Source organism: Vibrio sp. 378 (assembly GCF_033339435.1).
In genome coordinates this window covers 1-739 of sequence record NZ_JAWOUO010000483.1, presented here as the reverse complement: position 1 = coordinate 739, position 739 = coordinate 1, and the positions used below count along the sequence as shown (strand labels likewise).

The 739-nt window shown below is 48.6% G+C and carries 3 protein-coding genes; 2 read left to right on the top strand and 1 reads right to left on the bottom strand.

Annotation, left to right across the window (positions count from 1 at the left end; genetic code table 11):
- Together R7Q48_RS27080 and R7Q48_RS27075 are read left to right on the top strand one after the other, a co-directional pair.
- Window positions 1-147 (top strand): peptide-methionine (R)-S-oxide reductase (locus R7Q48_RS27080; RefSeq protein ID WP_318133340.1); only part of this gene is annotated, 147 nt, incomplete at its 5' end.
- Between the two features lie 32 nt (window positions 148-179).
- Window positions 180-329 carry a DUF2256 domain-containing protein gene (locus R7Q48_RS27075; protein WP_172405179.1) on the top strand — a complete coding sequence of 50 codons (150 nt, stop codon included), beginning with the start codon at window positions 180-182 and terminating at the stop codon, window positions 327-329.
- Window positions 330-332: 3 nt separating this feature from the next.
- Here the strand turns inward: R7Q48_RS27075 and R7Q48_RS27070 are convergent.
- Window positions 333-739 (bottom strand): SDR family NAD(P)-dependent oxidoreductase (locus R7Q48_RS27070; protein WP_318133337.1); only part of this gene is annotated, 407 nt, incomplete at its 5' end.

Genomic DNA, 739 nt, shown 5'->3' with positions numbered 1-739 from the left:
GATTCTCACCTAGGGCACGTATTTACCGACGGCCCAAAACCAACCGGGCTGCGTTACTGCATGAATTCGGCAGCAATGAAGTTTGTGCCAGTAAGCAAAATGGCACAATTGGGTTACGGCGACTATTTGTTCTTGTTTGAACAATAATGAAGACTGGTTAGCGTTTGAGAATTAGCATGATGAAAGGCTTTAAATCGCACTTACCAACAAAGCTGTGCCCCGTCTGTGAGCGACCTTTTTCATGGCGCAAGAAATGGGCGCGAAATTGGGAGAAGGTGATTTATTGCTCTGAGCGCTGTCGACGCAGCAAACCAGAGAAAAACCCGTAACGCTTACCAAGGCAAACGCTCACCATCATACGTCAAAAACGCCCCGCTATCTTGCGGGGCGGCTTTTTCTATCTGCCCCATTAAATCACTGGCAACGCGCTCTGGTGTAAATAACTTGCCCTCAGGGACATTAGCTTGAAACGGTTCAGACAACGCGGTATCGGTCGTGCCCGGATGCAATGCCAAGACCACGCCATTTTTAAGCGTGCGTTGCCATTCAATCGACATGGTTTTGAGAAACATGTTCAGCGCGGCTTTCGAGGCTCGATAGCTGTACCAACCACCAAGACGATTATCGCTAATACTGCCGACTTTGGCCGATATAACCGCAAATTTAGGTGCACCACTGCGCTTTAAAAGTGGCGAGAAATACTTCGCAAGTAACATGCTTGGCAAGGTGTTAACGGCGA